General features: G+C 71.0%; 15 protein-coding genes. All 15 read right to left on the reverse strand.

Features of this window, described 5'->3' with window-relative positions; all coding sequences use genetic code 11:
• Positions 1-185: 185 nt before the first annotated feature.
• Complete coding sequence (locus tag AB0P25_RS17360) at positions 186-2,684, reverse strand: DUF2156 domain-containing protein (protein WP_363809020.1); 2,499 nt, start codon at positions 2,682-2,684, stop codon at positions 186-188.
• Positions 2,681-3,850: an alpha/beta hydrolase-fold protein gene (locus AB0P25_RS17365; RefSeq protein ID WP_363809021.1), complete on the reverse strand. Its 1,170-nt coding sequence runs from the start codon at positions 3,848-3,850 to the stop codon at positions 2,681-2,683. Before AB0P25_RS17365 ends, AB0P25_RS17360 begins: the two co-directional genes overlap by 4 nt.
• A gap of 270 nt (positions 3,851-4,120) precedes the next feature.
• The gene (locus AB0P25_RS17370) at positions 4,121-5,569 is read right to left on the reverse strand and encodes an ABC transporter permease (protein WP_363809022.1); all 1,449 of its coding nucleotides are present in this window, start codon (positions 5,567-5,569) and stop codon (positions 4,121-4,123) included.
• Positions 5,566-6,321, reverse strand: a complete 756-nt coding sequence (locus tag AB0P25_RS17375; RefSeq protein ID WP_363809023.1) for an ABC transporter ATP-binding protein — start codon at positions 6,319-6,321, stop codon at positions 5,566-5,568. The genes AB0P25_RS17370 and AB0P25_RS17375 overlap by 4 nt, the downstream gene beginning before the upstream one ends.
• Before the next feature lie 10 nt (positions 6,322-6,331).
• Positions 6,332-7,375, reverse strand: a complete 1,044-nt coding sequence (locus tag AB0P25_RS17380; protein WP_363809024.1) for an acyltransferase family protein — start codon at positions 7,373-7,375, stop codon at positions 6,332-6,334.
• 145 nt (positions 7,376-7,520) lie between these two features.
• A complete protein-coding gene (locus AB0P25_RS17385) occupies positions 7,521-8,216 on the reverse strand; it encodes a response regulator transcription factor (RefSeq protein ID WP_363809025.1) in 696 nt (231 codons plus the stop codon).
• Positions 8,213-10,159: a histidine kinase gene (locus AB0P25_RS17390; RefSeq protein WP_363809026.1), complete on the reverse strand. Its 1,947-nt coding sequence runs from the start codon at positions 10,157-10,159 to the stop codon at positions 8,213-8,215. Before AB0P25_RS17390 ends, AB0P25_RS17385 begins: the two co-directional genes overlap by 4 nt.
• Positions 10,160-10,256: 97 nt before the next feature.
• Positions 10,257-11,150, reverse strand: a complete 894-nt coding sequence (era, locus tag AB0P25_RS17395; RefSeq protein ID WP_363809027.1) for a GTPase Era — start codon at positions 11,148-11,150, stop codon at positions 10,257-10,259.
• On the reverse strand, positions 11,147-12,508 hold the full coding sequence (locus tag AB0P25_RS17400; protein WP_363809029.1) for a hemolysin family protein: 1,362 nt from the start codon (positions 12,506-12,508) through the stop codon (positions 11,147-11,149). The genes era and AB0P25_RS17400 overlap by 4 nt, the downstream gene beginning before the upstream one ends.
• An 8-nt stretch (positions 12,509-12,516) precedes the next feature.
• Positions 12,517-12,978 (reverse strand): rRNA maturation RNase YbeY, encoded by a 462-nt coding sequence (gene ybeY / locus AB0P25_RS17405; RefSeq protein WP_064109068.1) that lies wholly within the window; start codon positions 12,976-12,978, stop codon positions 12,517-12,519.
• A gap of 8 nt (positions 12,979-12,986) precedes the next feature.
• Positions 12,987-14,075, reverse strand: coding sequence for a PhoH family protein (locus AB0P25_RS17410; protein ID WP_363809030.1), 1,089 nt, complete (start codon positions 14,073-14,075; stop codon positions 12,987-12,989).
• On the reverse strand, positions 14,062-14,418 hold the full coding sequence (locus tag AB0P25_RS17415; RefSeq protein WP_064109070.1) for a histidine triad nucleotide-binding protein: 357 nt from the start codon (positions 14,416-14,418) through the stop codon (positions 14,062-14,064). The genes AB0P25_RS17410 and AB0P25_RS17415 overlap by 14 nt, the downstream gene beginning before the upstream one ends.
• 71 nt (positions 14,419-14,489) lie before the next feature.
• On the reverse strand, positions 14,490-15,218 hold the full coding sequence (locus AB0P25_RS17420; RefSeq protein ID WP_363809031.1) for a 16S rRNA (uracil(1498)-N(3))-methyltransferase: 729 nt from the start codon (positions 15,216-15,218) through the stop codon (positions 14,490-14,492).
• 2 nt (positions 15,219-15,220) lie between these two features.
• Positions 15,221-16,333 carry a molecular chaperone DnaJ gene (dnaJ, locus tag AB0P25_RS17425; protein ID WP_064109072.1) on the reverse strand — a complete coding sequence of 371 codons (1,113 nt, stop codon included), beginning with the start codon at positions 16,331-16,333 and terminating at the stop codon, positions 15,221-15,223.
• A 50-nt stretch (positions 16,334-16,383) separates the two neighbouring features.
• Complete coding sequence (hrcA, locus tag AB0P25_RS17430; protein WP_363809034.1) at positions 16,384-17,406, reverse strand: heat-inducible transcriptional repressor HrcA; 1,023 nt, start codon at positions 17,404-17,406, stop codon at positions 16,384-16,386.
• Positions 17,407-17,535: the final 129 nt, after the last annotated feature.

The raw sequence follows: 17,535 nt of genomic DNA on the forward strand, positions 1-17,535 counted from the left end.
GACGAACTCCGCGACGAGTGAGGCCCGGGATTAGGACTCGTCGCGGCAGCTAAGAAGGAGCAGACCGTACACAGGACCGAGAGTACCACGCGCGGTGGAGCTTGGAGCAGCGCGGAGCGATGCCGCGACCCCAGCGCCGAGGGAGCCTGCGACCGAGGTCACGGATCGCCGAGCGACGGAGCCGTTCAGTTTCGTCCCCGCACGAACGACGCGGTCTGCCGCACGGACAGGCCGGGGAGGTACGCGCGGGTGAGCGCGATGCCGATCGCCGGCAGCGCCACCGGGTCCGGGTAGGCCATGATCAGCGGGTGCAGCTCGGGCTGGAACTTCCGCTTGAACTTCAGCAGCGACCGGAACCCGTACACCGGCTCCAGCGACGAGCTGAGGTAGCCCAGGACGCGGTCCATGGCATCCTTCTCGTCGTCGGGCGTCGCCGCCGTATGCGCGAGCGGCGCAGCGGAGAGCGACATGAACTCGATACCGTCCTCCTTCATCCGCGTCGCGGCCTCGGCGATCAGGAACTCCATCACGCCGTTGATGCTGTCGGGGCGGCGGCGCATGAAGTCGAGCGTCCATCCGACCACGATCCCGTTGCGGTAGGTGGGAAGCCAGCTCGTCACCGCCTCGATGCGGCCGTGCTGCTCGCCGTCGCCCTCCCCGATGGCGAGCATGAGCCGCACCTCCGGATCGCGCAGCTCGTCGATCCCGCCGAGGGTGAACCCCATCTCGGGGAGGTCCTTCTCGGCGACCCACTGCTCGGAGATGTCGGAGAGCTGCAGCGCGTCCGCGAGCGGGAGCGCGCTGTAGGACGTCCACTCGGCCCGGATGCCCGCCCGCTGCGCGCGGTTGATGGACGACCGGACGTCCTGCCACTTCTTGCCCGTCGTCGCCCAGAGCTGCGGCCGGATCACCGTCTCCTCCGCCACCGTCATGGTCGACCAGCCGAGCCGTTCGAACAGGCCGCGGTAGCGGGATTCGACGCTGTAGAAGACCGGGATCCACCCGTTGTCGTCGCAGAAGCGGGCGAAGCCCTGGATGGCGCCGTCGTGCGGGGTCGGCCCGCCGAACGGACCTCCGATGGTCAGCGCCACCCGGCCCTCCACGCGGTACGCGATCGCTGCGCCGCTGTCCGGGTCGAACCAGTAGGAGTTGCCCGGCCAGGTCGCCATGAACGAGATGGCGTCGCCGCCGCCCAGGTGGAGCAGTCTGCGGACGCGCGCGGAGTCGTCCGTGCCCCGGCGAAGACCCCGGCCGAGCATCGGCGGGAGGGCGCCGACGATGGCCACCAGCCAGAAGACCGTTCCGATGTTGTGGTAGACGATCGTCGCGAGCGGGGTGGTCGGCAGGTACTGCACCGGCTCACGCCGCAGGAAGCTGACCGGGACGAACCGCTCCAGCACGTCGGCGAGGAGGTCGCTCACATCCACCGGCCGGGTGAAGCCCGTGTCCTTCTGCAGCCAGCCGACCAGCACGTAGAGCAGGATCAGACCGAGTCCCGTGGCGACGAGGAGCACGACGTAGCGCCGCACCGCGCGCGCCGACGGCATCACCGTGAAGTGCCGCCGGAAGACCACCAGCAGGATCGCCATCGCCAACGGCACGAGAGTCGACAGTGCCAGGATGGCCGTGACCTCCCAGTACCGCGGCGTGACGGACGGGCGCGCGGACGCGATCGGCAGGATCCCGTAGTACAGCGCCGAGAGCAGGGCCAGCAGCCCGTTCACGGCGACCGCGAGCCACACGGCGAAGCGGCGACCGCGGAGAAGGCCGTAGGCGGCGACGAGCAGGAGCAGCAGGGGCAGGACCGACAGCAGCACCGGTCCGAGCCCGTTGATCCGCTCCAGGGTGAGGTCGCGCACGCACTGACGCGTCACCGCGAACGCCTGGCACCGCTCGACCACCGACGTCGCGCTCGGCGCCTCGTTGCTGAACAGGAGGCCGACCGGCGACAGCAGGCCGTAGCGCGTGGACCCCAGGAGGCCGATGACCGGCCCGAGCGCGGTGATGGTGACCGCGGAGGCGAGGAGCACCCGGACCTCATGGTGGGAGCTGCGGAGCCATCCGGCCGCGATCTTCCGCTGCCGCAGCAGCGGACCGAGCGCGAGACCGGTGAGCACCGCGAGGAGGCGGTACAGGTCGGACGGGAGTCCCGAGTACAGCAGGTACATCACCGCCACGAGCAGCGTGACGACCCGGATGCGGCGGCGCCACAGCGTCCCGGCGAACGCGCTCGCCGCCATGATGGTGCCGCCGATCGCGGTGAACGCGTCGAGCACGAGCAGGCCGTGCACGTTCCGTGCCCAGAGCTCGCCGACGTTGTTCGCGAGCACCTGCAGGATGACGCCGACGACGATCCCGACCACCGCCGTGCCGAAGAACGCGAGCGCCGTGCGCCAGGTGCCCATCAGGCGCTCGGATGCGCCCACCAGCACCACGGTCAGGACCAGCACGACGATCAGCTCGAGCAGGTCTTCGGTGAACAGCACCGCCGTGAACGGGGCCCACCAGTGCCCGTCCAGGAGCTGGACCGCGCCGGCACCGAGCCAGCCGCGCAGCGGGCGGTGGGGTCCGCGCAGCGGGCCGGTGGCGAGGGCGAGCACGAGGATGAGCAGCGTCACCCCGGCGGTGAAGGGGTGCTGCGCGATCAGCCGGCCGAGGCGTCCCAGGAGAGCCTTCGGTCTCACGATCCGAGGCCCATCTGCGCCGCGATGGCGGGGAAGCCGTGGGCCAGCACGTACCGCACCGTCTTCCAGTCGTGCGCGGTGCCCGGCGAATTCAGCAGCTGCGCGTGGATCCCGGCCTTCTCGGCGTCCTGGTAGAGCGTACGCGCGAACGCCGAGTACTTGGCGTCGTTCTGCCCGGCTCCGACCACCATGACGCTGTCGCGGTAGGGCGCATTGGCCTTCATCTGCGCCGCCGGCTGCGCCTTCTCGTACGCGGCCTTCGACCCGCCGAATCCCGTCGCGATGGTGAGCTCCTCATTCCCCAGCGTCGGCCCCAGTTCGCTCGACGACGCGAGCGCGGACCCGAAGAGGTCGGGCCGTTCCGTCGCGAACTGGACCGCGCAGGTGGCGCCCTGCGAGTAGCCGAACACCCCCCATCCTGCCGGGTCGCCGCTCACCCGCAGGTGCGAACGCACCCAGTTGCGCACATCCGCCAGTAGATACGTCGCCGAGTTGCCGTAGTCGCGGGAGTCCACGCACATCGGGTTGCGTCCCGGGCCGCCGAGCTGATCGGCGGCGACGACGATCGGGGCGTAGCCGCCGTGCGTCTTCGCGAAGTCGTCCATAGCCGTCGCGACCCCGCCGGCGGTGAACATGTCCGCGGGGGCGCCCGGCTGGCCGGAGAGCGCATACAGCACCGGCAGCGCTGGCGGATTCGGGGTGAGCGCGATCGGCGGGAGGTAGACGACCGCCTCGCGCGCCGGGAACCGCGACTCCGTGCCGGGGATGCGGACGGTCCCGACCTCGCCCTTGGCGGGAACCGCCGGTGGGTCGCCCGCAGGGTCGGCGACGGTCGCCTTCCAATCGATCCCGGTCACGACCTCCCCCCGCTCGGCGTGCAGTTGGAGACCCCGGTACGGAACCACCCCGAGCGTGTCGTTGAGGTTGCGGTACGCGCCGAAGTCGGCGTTGATCCCGCAGAACGCGGCAGCGACGAAGACGGGGATGCTGACCACCGCGATGAGCTTGCGCCACCAGCGGGAGCGGAACAGGTTCGCGACCGCGAGGCTCACGCCGCCGAAGCCGAGCGCCGTCCACAGGGTCGTGACCGGCGTCAGCGCCACCCCGAACACGTCCATCACATCGGTGACCAGCCACACCACGAACCAGCCGACGAGGCCGCCCACGAGCGCGGCGGTCAGCCCGGCGAGCGTGCGCTGCCAGGTGGGGCGGATGAGCAGGTACAGCGCGAGCGCGGCGGCGAGGACATCGAGCGCGATGAGGAACGGCGGCTTGTCGATCCTCAGGGTCAGGAGCCAGTTCAGGGGACGTTCCTCTTCTGTGCGGGCGATGCGTCGTCACGGTCGGTGCGGGCGGCGTCGGGACGCTTCATTATTCAGCGCCCAGTTCATCGATAGCTGAGGCTCTGTGAGAGTTCAGCCAACATTCAGGGCGCGTCACTCCACCACGAGCGCCTGCACCGGCGAGACGCGGGTGGCCCGGCGCGTGGGCGCGAGCGCCGCGAGGACCGCCAGCGCGGCCGCCGCGAGGATGATGGCGCCCAGGAACGGCCACGGCAGCACCGGGACGAGCAGCCCGCCGTCGGGGATCATCCCGAGCAGCGACTGAGCGCCGATCCAGCCGTATGCGGTGCCGAGGACCAGGCCGGTGAGCACGGAGGCGACGGTCAGCTGAGCGCTCTCGGCGAGGATCATCCGGCGCACCTGCGCTGCGCTGAAGCCGAGCGCGCGCAGCAGCCCGAGCTCCCGGGCCCGCTGCAGCACGCTCAGAGAGAGCGTGTTGACGACTCCGCAGGCCGCGATCACCGCGGAGAAGCCGACCAGCACCGTGAAGACCGCGAGGGTGCCGCCGATCACGCTCTCGGCGCCCGCGTACATCCCGGGCTCCTTCGCAGCGGCCGACCGGATGAGCTGGAGCCAGGTGGAGGCGGCGACCACGAACATCGTGATCAGGGTGACGCCGATGACCAAGCCGATCGCGGTGCGGGAGCTGCGCTCGGGATTGCGGACGGCGTTGGCCGCCGCGAGCCGGCCGGCGGCGCCGCGCCCGAACAGCAGCCCGACGCCGCGCAGCACCGCGGGCAGGAAGAACGGTGCGGCCAGCACGATCCCGGTGAACGACAGGATGCCGCCCGGCAACGCGACGAGCACGCCGTACGACGAGAGGTCGGCGAGCGGGCCGCCAACGCGGACGAACGCGCCGAGACCCAAGAGCAGGCCGAACGCGAGCAGCGCGGCGCCGCCGAGCACGAGGAGGAGCGAAACCGCCAGGCGGCCGCGGCTGCGCACGACGCGCGCCGGTCGTTCCTCGGCCGCGCCGAGCGCCTGCACCGGCGTGACCGCGAGGACGCGGCGGCTGCCGATCCAGGAGGCGAGCCACGTTGTCAGTGCGACCACGACAGCCGGGCCGACCATGGTGACGCTGAGCACGGGATAGAGCGCGTCGGGGAGGATGCCGACGGCGACCATCGCCCGGACGGCGACGAGACAGAGGACGGCCGCCGCCGCTCCCCCGATCACCGCGCCGACCAGACCGACCGCCAAGCCCTCGGAGGCGACCGAGCGGCGCTGGGTCCTGGCACTGGAGCCGATGAGGCGCAGGAGCGCGATGGTGCGCGTCCGGCCGGCGATCACGGTGGCGAACGTGTTGGTGGTGACGATGGCGCCGACGTAGACGGCGACCACGAAGAAGAGCCCGGCGACGATCGCGAGGGCGAGCTGGACGCTGCCGTGCTCCCCCATCGTGGACGCGCCGATGTACGCGCCGAGCACGTTCACGCCCCCGACGAGCGCGACGCCGAACGCGGAGCTCAGGGCCGCGACCAGGATGCCCGCCCGGTGGTCGCGGGCGTTGGCACGGAAGGCGGAGAACGGGCGACGGCTCACGCGCGCGCCTCCATCCCGAGCATGAAGGAGGAGATCTCCTCCGCCGACGATTGAGCGCGCTCGGCGACCACGCGGCCGTCGGCCAGGAAGACGATGTGGTCCGCGTAGCTCGCGGCGACCGGGTCGTGGGTGACCATCGCGATGCTCTGGCCGAAGCTGCGCGCCGCATCCTGCAGCACGGCGAGCACTTCGCGACCGGTCCGGGAGTCGAGGTTGCCGGTCGGCTCGTCGGCGAAGACCAGGTCGGGCCGCGTGGCGAGCGCACGGACGATGGCGGCGCGCTGCTGCTGGCCGCCGGATAGCTCGTGCGGGCGGTGCGTCAGCCGGTCGCGGAGGCCGAGCGTGTCGATGAGGTGGTCGATCCATTCGTTCTGGACGCGGGTCGGCCGGCGTCCGTCGAGCTCGAACGGGAGCAGGATGTTGCCGCGTACGTCGAGGGTCGGAACGAGGTTGAACGACTGGAAGACGAAGCCGACCCGGCGGCGGCGCAGCAGCGTGAGCTCCGCATCCCCGAGGCGGGTGATCTCGGTGTCGCCCAGGAAGACGCGCCCGCTGGTCACCGAGTCGAGCCCGGCCATGACGTGCATCAGCGTCGACTTGCCGGATCCGCTCGGCCCCATGATTGCCGTGAACCGGCCGGCGGGGATGCCGACGGTCACGCCGTCGAGCGCATTGACGCGTCCCGCGCCCGTGCCGTAGGTCTTCGTGGCCGCTTCGACGCGCGCCACCGTTTCGGTGAGAGTCAGCTCCATGCCTTCGACGCTACGGAGGCGACGACGCCGCCGTATCGGGCGCCGGGCCGATCCTGTGTCCTTCCTGAGGATGACGTGCGGCGGCCGACGACCGTGTGATCCGCCACTGTGGAGCACCGGTGAGGAGACGGGAGGCGGGCGTCAGGTGCACGAGCAGCGCGAGCATCCAGGGCACGATCAGGGCTGTCACGAAGACGAGCGCGGACGGCGGGGCGCCGCCGACCCGCCACGCCTGGATGACGACCGCATGGGTGAGCACGACCATCAGCGACGGGACGGCCAGGCGCGAGATGCCATGCCCGAGCCGGCCGTTCACCCCGGCGAACAGGCGTTCAGCCACGAGGATCAGCCCCGCGCAGATCGCGAAGGAGACGACCACGGTCACCGCGGGCAGCCCCGTGTCGGCCCTCTTGAGGTCGACCGGCGGAACCAGCCGGGCGGCCACCGCCGCAAGCCCGGCCGCGGCGAGGAGCGCCCCCGTCAGCGTCGGGTACGGGATGCGTTGGCGGTAGCGCACCAGCAGACGGCCCGCCAGCACGAAGACGAGGCACGCCAGAGCGGTGCCGGCGGACAGCGGCGCCTTGTGGAGCGGTAGCCGGAACACCCAGAGCGAAACGAGAGCGGCCAGGGGCACGCACCACTGCAGCCACGGCGGAAGGTTCTCCAGCAGCCGGGCGACGACAGCGGCGACGAAGAGGGCGGTGACGAACCAGAACGCGGCGAACTGCCCGCCGAGCGCGGTTCCGCCCCGGAGGGCGCTCTCGATCGGGAAAGACGCCTGGCCGCGCAGGAGCAGGTCGCCCACCAGCGGGGACATGACGATCACCAGCCAGGCGACGTACGGCACCAGCAGGCTCCCAGCGCGTCGCCGTACTTCGCCGCCGATGCTGCGGCCCGGCCTCCACAGGTACCCGGTCACGACGAAGAACAGCGGCACGTGCCAGGCGAAGAGCACGTCGCGCAGCGGGTCGGCGCCGAAGACGTGCGTGTACACGACGGCCGTGACGCCCACCACCCGGAGGGCGTCGACGCCGACGGACCGGGACCCGCTCATCCGCCGCTCCGTCCGCCGCGCGAGCCCGCGGGCGTGCGAGCCGCGCCGGGCGACGTGCCGGGTGGCCCGTCACTGATAGAGACGGAGGCGCGGCCGGTTCATGACGCGGTCGGGACGCTTACGCACGCCGTGCCACGGATGCAGGCTATTCGGCCGCGGTGAGACCGTGCTCGAACGCGTAGACGACCATCTGCACGCGGTCGCGCAGCCCGAGCTTCGCCAGGATGCGGGAGATGTGCGTCTTGACCGTCGCCTCGCTCAGGAACTCGGACCCGGCGATCTCGGCGTTGCTCAACCCGCGCGCAGCCAGCACGAAGATCTCGCGCTCGCGGGAGGTCAGCGATTCGAACTCCGGCGGCGTCTGCCGCACCGGCTGCGCCGCCGAGAAGTACTCGAACAGCTCGCGGGTGGCGCCCGCCGCGATCACCGCGCTGCCCGCGTGGACCGTGCGGATGGCCGCGAGCAGGAACTCGGGCTCGGCGTCCTTCAGCACGAACCCGCTCGCCCCGCCGCGAATGGCGCGGGCGGCGGCCTCGTCGAGGTCGAACGTCGTGAGCACCACGATGCGCGGCGGCGTGCGCCCGGCGCGCTCGGCATCCGCGATGATCGCGCTCGTCGCGGCGATGCCGTCCATGACCGGCATGCGGATGTCCATCAGCACGACGTCCGGCCGGGTCTCGGCGGCGACCCGGACGCCCTCCTGCCCGTTGCCCGCCTCCCCCGCGAACTCCAGGTCGTCCTGCGAGCCCAGCAGCATCCGCACGCCCGCGCGGAACAGCGGCTGGTCGTCGACCAGCAGCACCCGGATGCAGGCGCCGACCGCCGCCTCCGCCCCGCTCACGTCGTCGCCCCGACCGGAGCGCCCGGCAGGAACGCCGACACGACGAACTCCCCCTCGACCGGTCCCGCTGTCAGCGAGCCGCCAGCGAGGGAGGCGCGTTCGCGCATCCCGGGCAGCCCGTGGCCGACCCGGGGCACCGAACCGGTGCCCCCGGGCCCGGTCGACGTGGACTCGATGCTGTCTCTCATGGTGTTCCTCACGGTGATGACGAGGCCGGGCGGACGTGCGCCCGGGCCGGAGCCGCCGTCGGCGGGCTCCTCGGCGAGCACGACGCTCGCCGGACGACTGGTGTCGCCGTGCCGGAGCGCGTTGGTCAGCGCCTCCTGCACGATGCGGTAGGCGGCCAGCTGCTGGGCCGATCCCAACCGCTCGACCGCTCCGGTGCGTTCGAGGCGGACGTCGAGCCCGGCGGAGCGGATGTGGTCGACGGTCAGCTCGAGGTCGGCGAGCGACGGCTGCGGGCCGTCGTGAGCGACGGGGCGGTCCGGGTCGCCGGGAAGCCCGGGGCCGGTGGGACCGGACGCACGCAGTTCGGCGAGCAGTACGCGCACGTCACCGAGCGCCGAGCGGGCGGTGGACGCGATGGTCGCCAGCGCCTCGTCCACCGCATCCGGATCCGATTGCCGCGCGTACCGTGCGCCGTCCGCCTGGGCGATGACCACCGCCAGCGAGTGCGCGACGACGTCGTGCATGTCGCGCGCGATCCGCGTGCGCTCCTGCTCGACGACCACGTCTTCGACCGCACGGTCGCGCACCAGCTCCGCCTCGTCGCGAGCGCGCCGCGCCGCGCGGGCGTTCCGCCAGGTGCGCACGAGGAGCCCGAGCACCCAGGACAGACCGAGCACGGTGACGCTCACCACGAACAGGAAGGCGAACTGCAGCGCGACGCTGGCGATCTGGCTGGAGAGCAGGTCGTAGTACCCCTGCGCGACCGCGGCGGTGACAGTCAGGTACAGCGCGGCGACGAACGCGCCGATGCCGGCAGAGATGAGTCCGGCGGCGCGCACCACCCGGTCGCCGTAGGCCGCCGTCGCGTACAGCACGATCAGCACGCCCAGGTCGCTGACAAGGATGCTGTGCCCGGTGGTCATCTGCAGCACCGCGGCCAGCCACGCCAGCGACAGCGCGACCGCCGGCGACATCCGCCTCAGTGCGACCGCCACCGCGAACACCGTGATCACCAGAAACGCCGCCGCGCGGTCTTGCTCCCCCACGAGCAGGCAGAACACCTGGAAGAGGACCGCTCCGACGATGTCGACCGTGAGCTGGGTGCGCGTCAGCCGCCGCACCAGTTGTGCCCGGTCGGCGTCGTCCTCGGCGACCTCCGCTCCCCCGCTGGAGGCCAGCCAGACGAGCACCGACGGCCCCTGGCCGCCGACGACCCCGCCCTCGGCCGAGCCAGCCTGCGCTGCGCGCTGCCGCGCCACCAGGAAGCCGAGCAGCCACGCCGCCACGAAGATGACCGCGAGCAGCAGGCTCATCAGCAGGAAACCGACGCCCTGGCTGGTGTAATACCCGCCGATGACCGGCCCGAACTGCGGGAACTTCAGGTCTCCACGCACCGTGAACAAGTACGCCGTCGCCGGCGCGAGCAGGATCGCCGACGCGAGGTCGAGCCAGCGCAGCACCCGCCCGCCGTGCGAGGCGACGCCGACCAGCGCCACCACCACCGCGATGGCGGCGATGACGCGGAAGGACCCGCGAAGTGACGACTGCTCCGTCAGCTCCAGCAGCACCGCCACCCAGATCAGCCCCAGGGCGACCCCGGGCAGCGTCCGCGACAGCGCCACGGCGGCGCAGTAGAACACCAGCGCCAGCGCGGCCGCGATGTCGAACGGCAGCCCCGTGACGAACCACGCTCCGAACAGCACGACGGCCAGGGCGGGCTCGAGCACCCAGCGGTGCGGCGCGAGCGCGCTCAGGAGTCGGCGGCGGGAGGACATGCTTCTACCGTACGGTCCCGCCACCGCGGGCGCGGCGACTATCCACAGGAATCATCCTCGGGATGTAGCCGGGCCGTGCCTGTGGACGACTCCGGTGCTAGAACCCGAGCCGCCCCAGCTGCTTCGGATCCCGCTGCCAGTCCTTCGCGACCTTGACCCGGATCGACAGGAACACGTGGCGCCCCAGCAGCTCCTCGATCGGCTTCCGCGCCGCCGCGCCGACCTCCCGGATGCGGCTGCCGCCCCTGCCGATCACGATCGCCTTCTGGCTGTCGCGCTCGACGAAGAGGTTCGCGTAGATGTCGACGAGGTCCTTGTCGTCGCGCTCGACCATGTCGTCGATGGTGACGGCGAGCGAGTGCGGCAGCTCGTCCTCGACCCCCTCCAGCACCGCCTCGCGGATGAGCTCGGCGATGCGGTCCTCCAGGCCTTCGTCGGTCGTCGCCTCCTCCGGGTACAGCGGGGCGGGCGAGACCGGGAGCAGCTTCATGAGCTCGGTCGTCAGGGTGTCGAGCTGGATGGCGCTGGCCGCCGACACCGGGACGATCGCCTCCCACTCGCGCAGCGCCGACACGGCGAGCAGCTGTTCGGCGACCTGCGCCTTGCCCGCCGCGTCCACCTTGGTGACGATGGCGATCTTCTTGGCGCGCGGGTAGTCGTCGAGCTGTTCGTTGATGAACCGGTCGCCGGGGCCGATCTTCTCGTCGGCCGGCACGCAGAAGCCGATCACGTCCACGTCGCCCAGCGTCGACTGCACGAGGGTGTTCAGCCGCTCCCCCAACAGGGTCCGCGGGCGGTGGATGCCCGGCGTGTCGACCAGGATGAGCTGGCCGTCCGGGCGGTGCATGATGCCGCGGATCGCACGGCGCGTGGTCTGCGGCTTCGAACTCGTGATGGCGACCTTCTCGCCGACAAGAGCGTTGGTCAGCGTCGACTTGCCCACATTGGGGCGGCCGACGAACGAGACGAATCCGGCGTGGTACTCGGTCACGATCGGCTCTCCTGGGTGGTGTGGCGGTCGGAGCGGTGCTTGTCGGGGCGATCCTGGTCCGCGGGCATGGGGACGTCGTCGCCGTGGGGCTCGGGCAGCAGGGCGACGTCCCCCTCCACCAGCACCGAGGCGACGTGCTTGTGCCGGCCCTCGATGCGGTCGACCGTGAACCGCAGGCCGTGCACCGTGACGGTCGAGCCGACTTCGGGGAGTCGGCCGAGCGCCTTCGTGACGAGCCCGCCGACGCTGTCGACGTCCTCGTCCTCGATCTCGAGGTCGAACAGCTCGCCCAGGTCGTCGATCGGCAGGCGCGTGGCGATGCGATAGCGGCCCTCGCCCAGCGGCTGGATGAGCGCGACTTCGTGGTCGTACTCGTCCGAGATGTCGCCGACCAGCTCCTCGATGAGGTCTTCCAGCGTGACGAGGCCCGCGATGCCGCCGTACTCGTCCACCACCATGGCCAGGTGATTGGACTCGCGCTGCATCTGCGCGAGGAGCGCGTCGGCCTTCTGCGACTCCGGCACGAACAGCGCCGGCCGTGCGAGATCGCGCACCGTCAGCTCGTCCGCGCCGAGCGGGCGCTCGAAGCTGAGCTTCGCCGCGTCGCGCAGGTACAGGATGCCGACCACCTCGTCCGGGTCGCCGCCGTCGATCACCGGCATGCGCGAGACACCGGTCGAGAAGAACAGCCCCATCGCGGTGCCGAGCGTCGCGGTGGAGTCGACCGTTATCATGTCGGTGCGCGGGATCATCACCTCGCGCACGACCGTCTCGTTGAACTCGAAGATCGAGTGGATGAGCTCCCGGTCGTCCTCCTCGAGCACGTCGAATTCGGTCGCCTCGTCGACGATCGAGAGCAGCTGCTCCTCGCTCGTGACCGGCGCCGACCGGGCTCGGGACGGCGTCACCTTGTTGCCGAGAGCGACCAGGCCGCCCGGGATGGGCCCGAGGACGATGCGGATGAAGTGCACCAGCGGTGCGGTCAGACGCAGCAGCAGGGTCGAGTTCGCCCGACCGACGCTGCGCGGGCTCACCCCCACCAGCACGAACGACACCGCGGTCATGATGATCGCGGCGAGGATCAGGGAGACCCACCACTGCTCGAAGATCTGCTCGAACGCGAGCGTCACCAGCACGGCGGCGGTCGTCTCGGCCAGGAGTCGCGTGAAGTTGATCGCGTTGAGGTACGCGCCCGGGTCCTCGGAGATCGCCTCGAGCGACCTCTTCGCCCGCGAGGTCGCGGCCAGGTCTGCGATATCGCCGCGCGACCGGACGGCCAGCGCAGCATCGACGGCGGCCATGAGGCCGCCGAACGCCACCAGCAGGAACGCGGCGATGAAGAACAGCGCCTGCAGCATCCCGGCTCCTACCGCTGTCGGTCGTAGCGGCCGAAGCCGACCAGGATGTCGCGCTGGATCGCGAACATCTCGCGCTCCTCCGCCGGCTCGGCGTGATCGAAGCCGAGGAGGTGCAGGATGCCGTGCGTCGTCAGCAGCAGCAGCTCGTCCTGCAGGCTGTGTCCGGCGGTCTCCGCCTGCACCTGCGCGACCTGCGGGCAGAGCACCACGTCGCCGAGGAGCCCGGCCGGGGACGGCTCCTCCTCGGTGCCCGGGCGGAGCTCGTCCATCGGGAAGCTGAGGACGTCGGTCGGGCCGGGCTCGTCCATCCACTGCACGTGCAGCTGCTCCATGGCCGCCTCGTCGACGAGCACGATCGCGAGCTCGGCGTCCGGGTGGACGTGCAGGATGTCGAACGCGTACGCGGCGAGCCGCTGCAGGGCGGACTCGTCCACCTCGATGGTCGACTCGTTGTTGATCTCGATGCTCACGGCGGCCCTTATCGTCGCTTCGGCAGATGGTCTCGCGGCGAGCCGGCGCGCCGCTCGGCGCGGTTGGCGAACTCGGCCGCCTGCTCGCGCTCGAAGTGGCGGGCCTGCTGGCGCGCGTCGTATTCGGTGTAGGCGTCGACGATCCGGCCGACGAGGCTGTGACGCACGACGTCTTCGCTGGTGAGGCGGGCGAAGTGGATGTCGTCGATGTCGTTCAGGACGCGGGTGACCAGCCGCAGGCCGCTCGCCGCGTTGGGCAGGTCGATCTGCGTGATGTCGCCCGTGACGACCATCTTCGAGTTGAAGCCGAGACGCGTCAGGAACATCTTCATCTGCTCCGGCGTCGTGTTCTGCGCCTCGTCGAGGATGATGAACGAGTCGTTGAGCGTGCGTCCGCGCATGTACGCGAGCGGTGCGACCTCGATCGTGCCGGCGGCCAGAAGCTTGGGCACGAGGTCCGGGTCGAGCATCTCGTTGAGCGCGTCGTAGAGCGGGCGGAGGTACGGGTCGATCTTGTCGGTCAGCGTGCCGGGAAGGTAGCCCAGCCGCTCGCCGGCCTCGACCGCCGGGCGCGTCAGGATGATGCGGCTGACCTCTTTGCGCTGCAGCGCCTGCACGGCCTTCGCCATCGCGAGGTACGTCTTGCCGGTACCGGCCGGGCCGATCCCGAACACGATCGTGTTGTGGTCGATCGCGTCGACGTACTGGCTCTGGCCGAGCGTCTTCGGCCGGATGCTCTTGCCGCGTGCGGTCAGGATCGCCTGCCCGAGCACGTCGGACGGGCTCAGGTTGAGGTCGGTGCCGAGCATCTTGGCCGAGCTGGTGACCTCGGCGGGAGAGAGATCCTGTCCGTTGCGGACCATCTGCAGCAGCTCCTCCACGAGCCGCTGCGCTGCCGCGACCTGCGTCGCGTCGCCGGTCAGGGTGATCTCGTTGCCGCGCACGTGCACGTTCACCAGCGGGTACTGCCGCTCCAGTGTGGTGAGGAGGCGGTCCTGCGGGCCGAGGAGTCGGACCATCTGCACGCCGTCGACGCTGAGACGCGCCTCGGCGCCGGACTCGGCCGGGGTCGGCTGGGTGGATTCAGAGCTGGGCAAGTGATCCTTCCTGGAGATCGCCGCTGAGGACGTGCGCGTGGACGTGGAACACGGTCTGGCCCGCGCCCGCGCCGGTGTTGAAGATGAGGCGGAAGTCGCCGTCCGAGTGCTCGTCGGCGAGCTTCTGCGCCGTGGCGACGACCTCGGCGAGCAGCGCGGGGTCGCCGGCGGCGAGCTCGGTGACATCGCGGTACTGCTCGGTCTTGGGGACGACGAGCAGGTGCACCGGGGCCTTCGGCGCGATGTCGCGGAACGCGATCACGCGCTCCGAGTCGTACACCACGTCGGCCGGGATCTCGCCCGCGATGATGCGGGAGAAGATCGAACGCTCTTCGTCTGCCATGGCTCCATCCTATTCGCGCAGGGTGACATGCGGCCGGGCTGTCCGCTGTCGGCGTGACGTACGGATGCGGCCTACCAGCGCCCGAGGGCCGCGTTGAGCACCGCCAGCGCCGCCGGACCCGCGGTGGACGTGCGGAGCACCGTTTCGCCGAGACGGACGAGCTCCGCCCCGGCGGCCCGGAAAGCGTCGAGCTCCTGGGGAGCGATCCCGCCCTCCGGGCCGACGACGAGCACGAGGTCGCGGCCGTCCGGCGCGATCCCCGTGAGCGGCGCCTCGGCATCGGGTTCGAGCACGAGCACGCGCGCGCCCGCAGCCAGTGCCGCGATCTGCTTCGTCGTCGAGAGCTCGCCCACCTCCGGCGTCCAGGCGCGGATGGACTGCTTCGCCGCCTCCCGCACGATCGTCGCCCAGCGCTCTCGGCCCTTCACGACCTTGGCACCTTCCCAGCGCGACACCGAGCGGGAGGCGGACCACGGCACCACCGCATCCACCCCCAGCTCCGTCGCCGCCTGGATGGCCAGCTCGTCGCGGTCGCCCTTGGCCAGTGCCTGGACCAGCGTGATCGCCGGCGTGGGACGCGGCACGCGCGACACCGACTCCACGTCGATCGTCAGCTCGGTGTTCGTCGACACCAGCACCTCGCCCGACGCGACGAGACCGCGGCCGTTGCCGATGAGCACCGACTCCCCGGGCCGCGTGCGGTTCACGGTCGCGGCGTGCTTCGCTTCCGCGCCGGTCAACGACAGCCGGCCTCCGACCTCCACATCGGCCAGGTCTTCGCGCAGGTAGAGCGACGCCACGGTTACAGGTTGAGGAACCGGTCGCGGAGCTTGGCGAACAGCCCCTGCTGGAAGTGCGCCAGCGACGGCTGCGACCCCTTGTAGGTGGAGGCGAACTTCTTGATCAGCTCCTTCTCCTTGTGGTCGAGCTTGGTCGGCGTGACCACCTGGATGCCGACCCGCAGGTCGCCGCGGCCGCTGCCGCGCAGGTGCGTGATGCCCCGGTCCTTGACCGTGACGATGTCGGCGGACTGCGTGCCGGGCTTGAGCTCGAGGCGGATGTCGCCGTCGAGCGCCTTCACCGTCGCGGTCGTGCCGAGGATCGCGTCCGTCATCGACAGCTCCAGCGTGCAGAGCAGGTCGTCGCCGTCGCGACTGAACACCTCGTGGTGCTTCACCTTGATCTCGAGGTAGAGGTCGCCGTTCGGGCCGCCGGCGGGGCCGGCCTCGCCGCTGCCCGGCATCTGCAGGCGCAGGCCGGTGTCGACGCCGGCGGGGATGTCCACCGGAACGGTGCGGCGGGCGCGCACGCGACCCTGGCCCTGGCAGGTGACGCACGGCGTGGCGATGACCGTGCCGTAGCCGCGGCAGGTGCCGCACGGGCTCGAGGTCATCACGTTGCCGAGCAGCGAGCGGACGGACCGCTGGATGCTGCCGGTGCCGTGGCAGATGTCGCAGGTCACGGGCTGGGTTCCCGGCTGGCAGCAGGAGCCGTTGCAGGTCTCGCAGACGACGGCCGTGTCGACCTCGAGGTCGCGGTGCGTGCCGAAGACGACCTCGTCGAGGTCGACCTCGACGCGCAGCAGCGCATCCTGACCCCGCTCGCGGCGCGACCGCGGCCCACGGCCCCCGCCGCCTCCCCCGCCGAAGAACGTCTCGAAGATGTCGCTGAAGCCAGCGAAGTCGGCCCCGCCCGCTCCGCCGAAACCGCCGGAGCCGCCGAGGTCGTACTGCTGACGCTGCTGCGGGTCGCTGAGGACGTCGTACGCGTGCGTCACCAGCTTGAACCGCTCCTGCGCCTCGGCGCTCGGGTTCACATCCGGGTGCAGCTCGCGCGCGAGGCGGCGGTACGCCTTCTTGATCTCGTCGGGGCTGGCGTCTCGCTCGACACCGAGGACTTCGTAGTGGTCGGCCACGTGGGCTGTTCCTTCTTCTTTCGTCGTGCTGTGATTCGGGCTGCCGGCGCCTATTGGTCGCCGAGCAGCCGGGAGAGGTAGCGGGCGACGGCGCGGACGGCCGCCATGTTGCCCGAGTAGTCCATGCGGAGCGGACCGAGCAGGCCCACGCGGGCCACATCCGCTCCTGCCGCACTGTAACCGCTGGAGACGATGGATGCTTCCGTGAGCCCGAAGACGGCGTTCTCTCGGCCGATGCTGACGGCCACGCCGTGCTGGTCGGTCGCCATCTCGTCGAAGAGCCGCAGGAGCACCACCTGCTCCTCGATCGCCTCCAGGACCGGCGTGATGCTGCCCGGGAAGTCGAGCTCGGTGCGGACCAGGTTGGCCGCACCGGCCATGACCAGCTTCTCCTGCCGGTTGGCGGCGATCTGATCGAGCAGGGCGCTCGCGACGGGCTCGACCAGCGCGCGGGTGCGGTCGGTGAGTGCGGCGGGCAGGTCGCGCATCCGGGTGGTCGCCTCGGTCAGGGTCAGGCCGGCGACCGCCCCGTTGATCGCGCCGCGGATCTCGGCCACATCCTCGTCGCTCAGCTCGGCCGGCAGCTCGATGACCCGCTGCTCCACCGCACCGGAATCGGTGATGAGCACGCTGAGCAGCCGCCGCGGCGCGAGCGCGACCAGCTCGATGTGCCGGATGCGCGAGCGCGTCACCGAGGGGTACTGCACCAGCGCGACCTGGTTGGTCAGCTGCGAGAGCAGGCGCACGGTGCGCGAGAGCACTTCGTCGAAGTCGCCGGACGCGCCGAGGAACGTCTCGATGGCCGTGCGCTGCGCGGTCGACAGCGGCCGCACTTCGGCCAGGTGGTCGACGAACAGGCGGTAGCCCTTGTCGGTGGGGACGCGCCCGGAGGAGGTGTGCGGAGCCGCGATCAGCTCCTCCTCCTCGAGCAGGGCCATGTCGTTCCGGATGGTCGCGGCGGACACGCCGAAGGAGTGCCGCTCCACGATGCTCTTCGATCCCACCGGCTCCCGCGACGCCACGTAATCCTGAACGATGACGCGCAGCACTTCGAGACTGCGTTCCGAGACCATGCCCGCCTCCCGTCGACCGATTAGCACTCGCTGTTCCTGAGTGCCAATCCTACCGCGAGGAAACGCGGTCAGGATGATTGTCGGCTGTGACACGGCGGCAGTACCGTATGTGCACCGGTTCGACGCGTG

Source organism: Leifsonia sp. NPDC077715 (assembly GCF_040686855.1).
Lineage (GTDB): Bacteria > Actinomycetota > Actinomycetes > Actinomycetales > Microbacteriaceae > Leifsonia.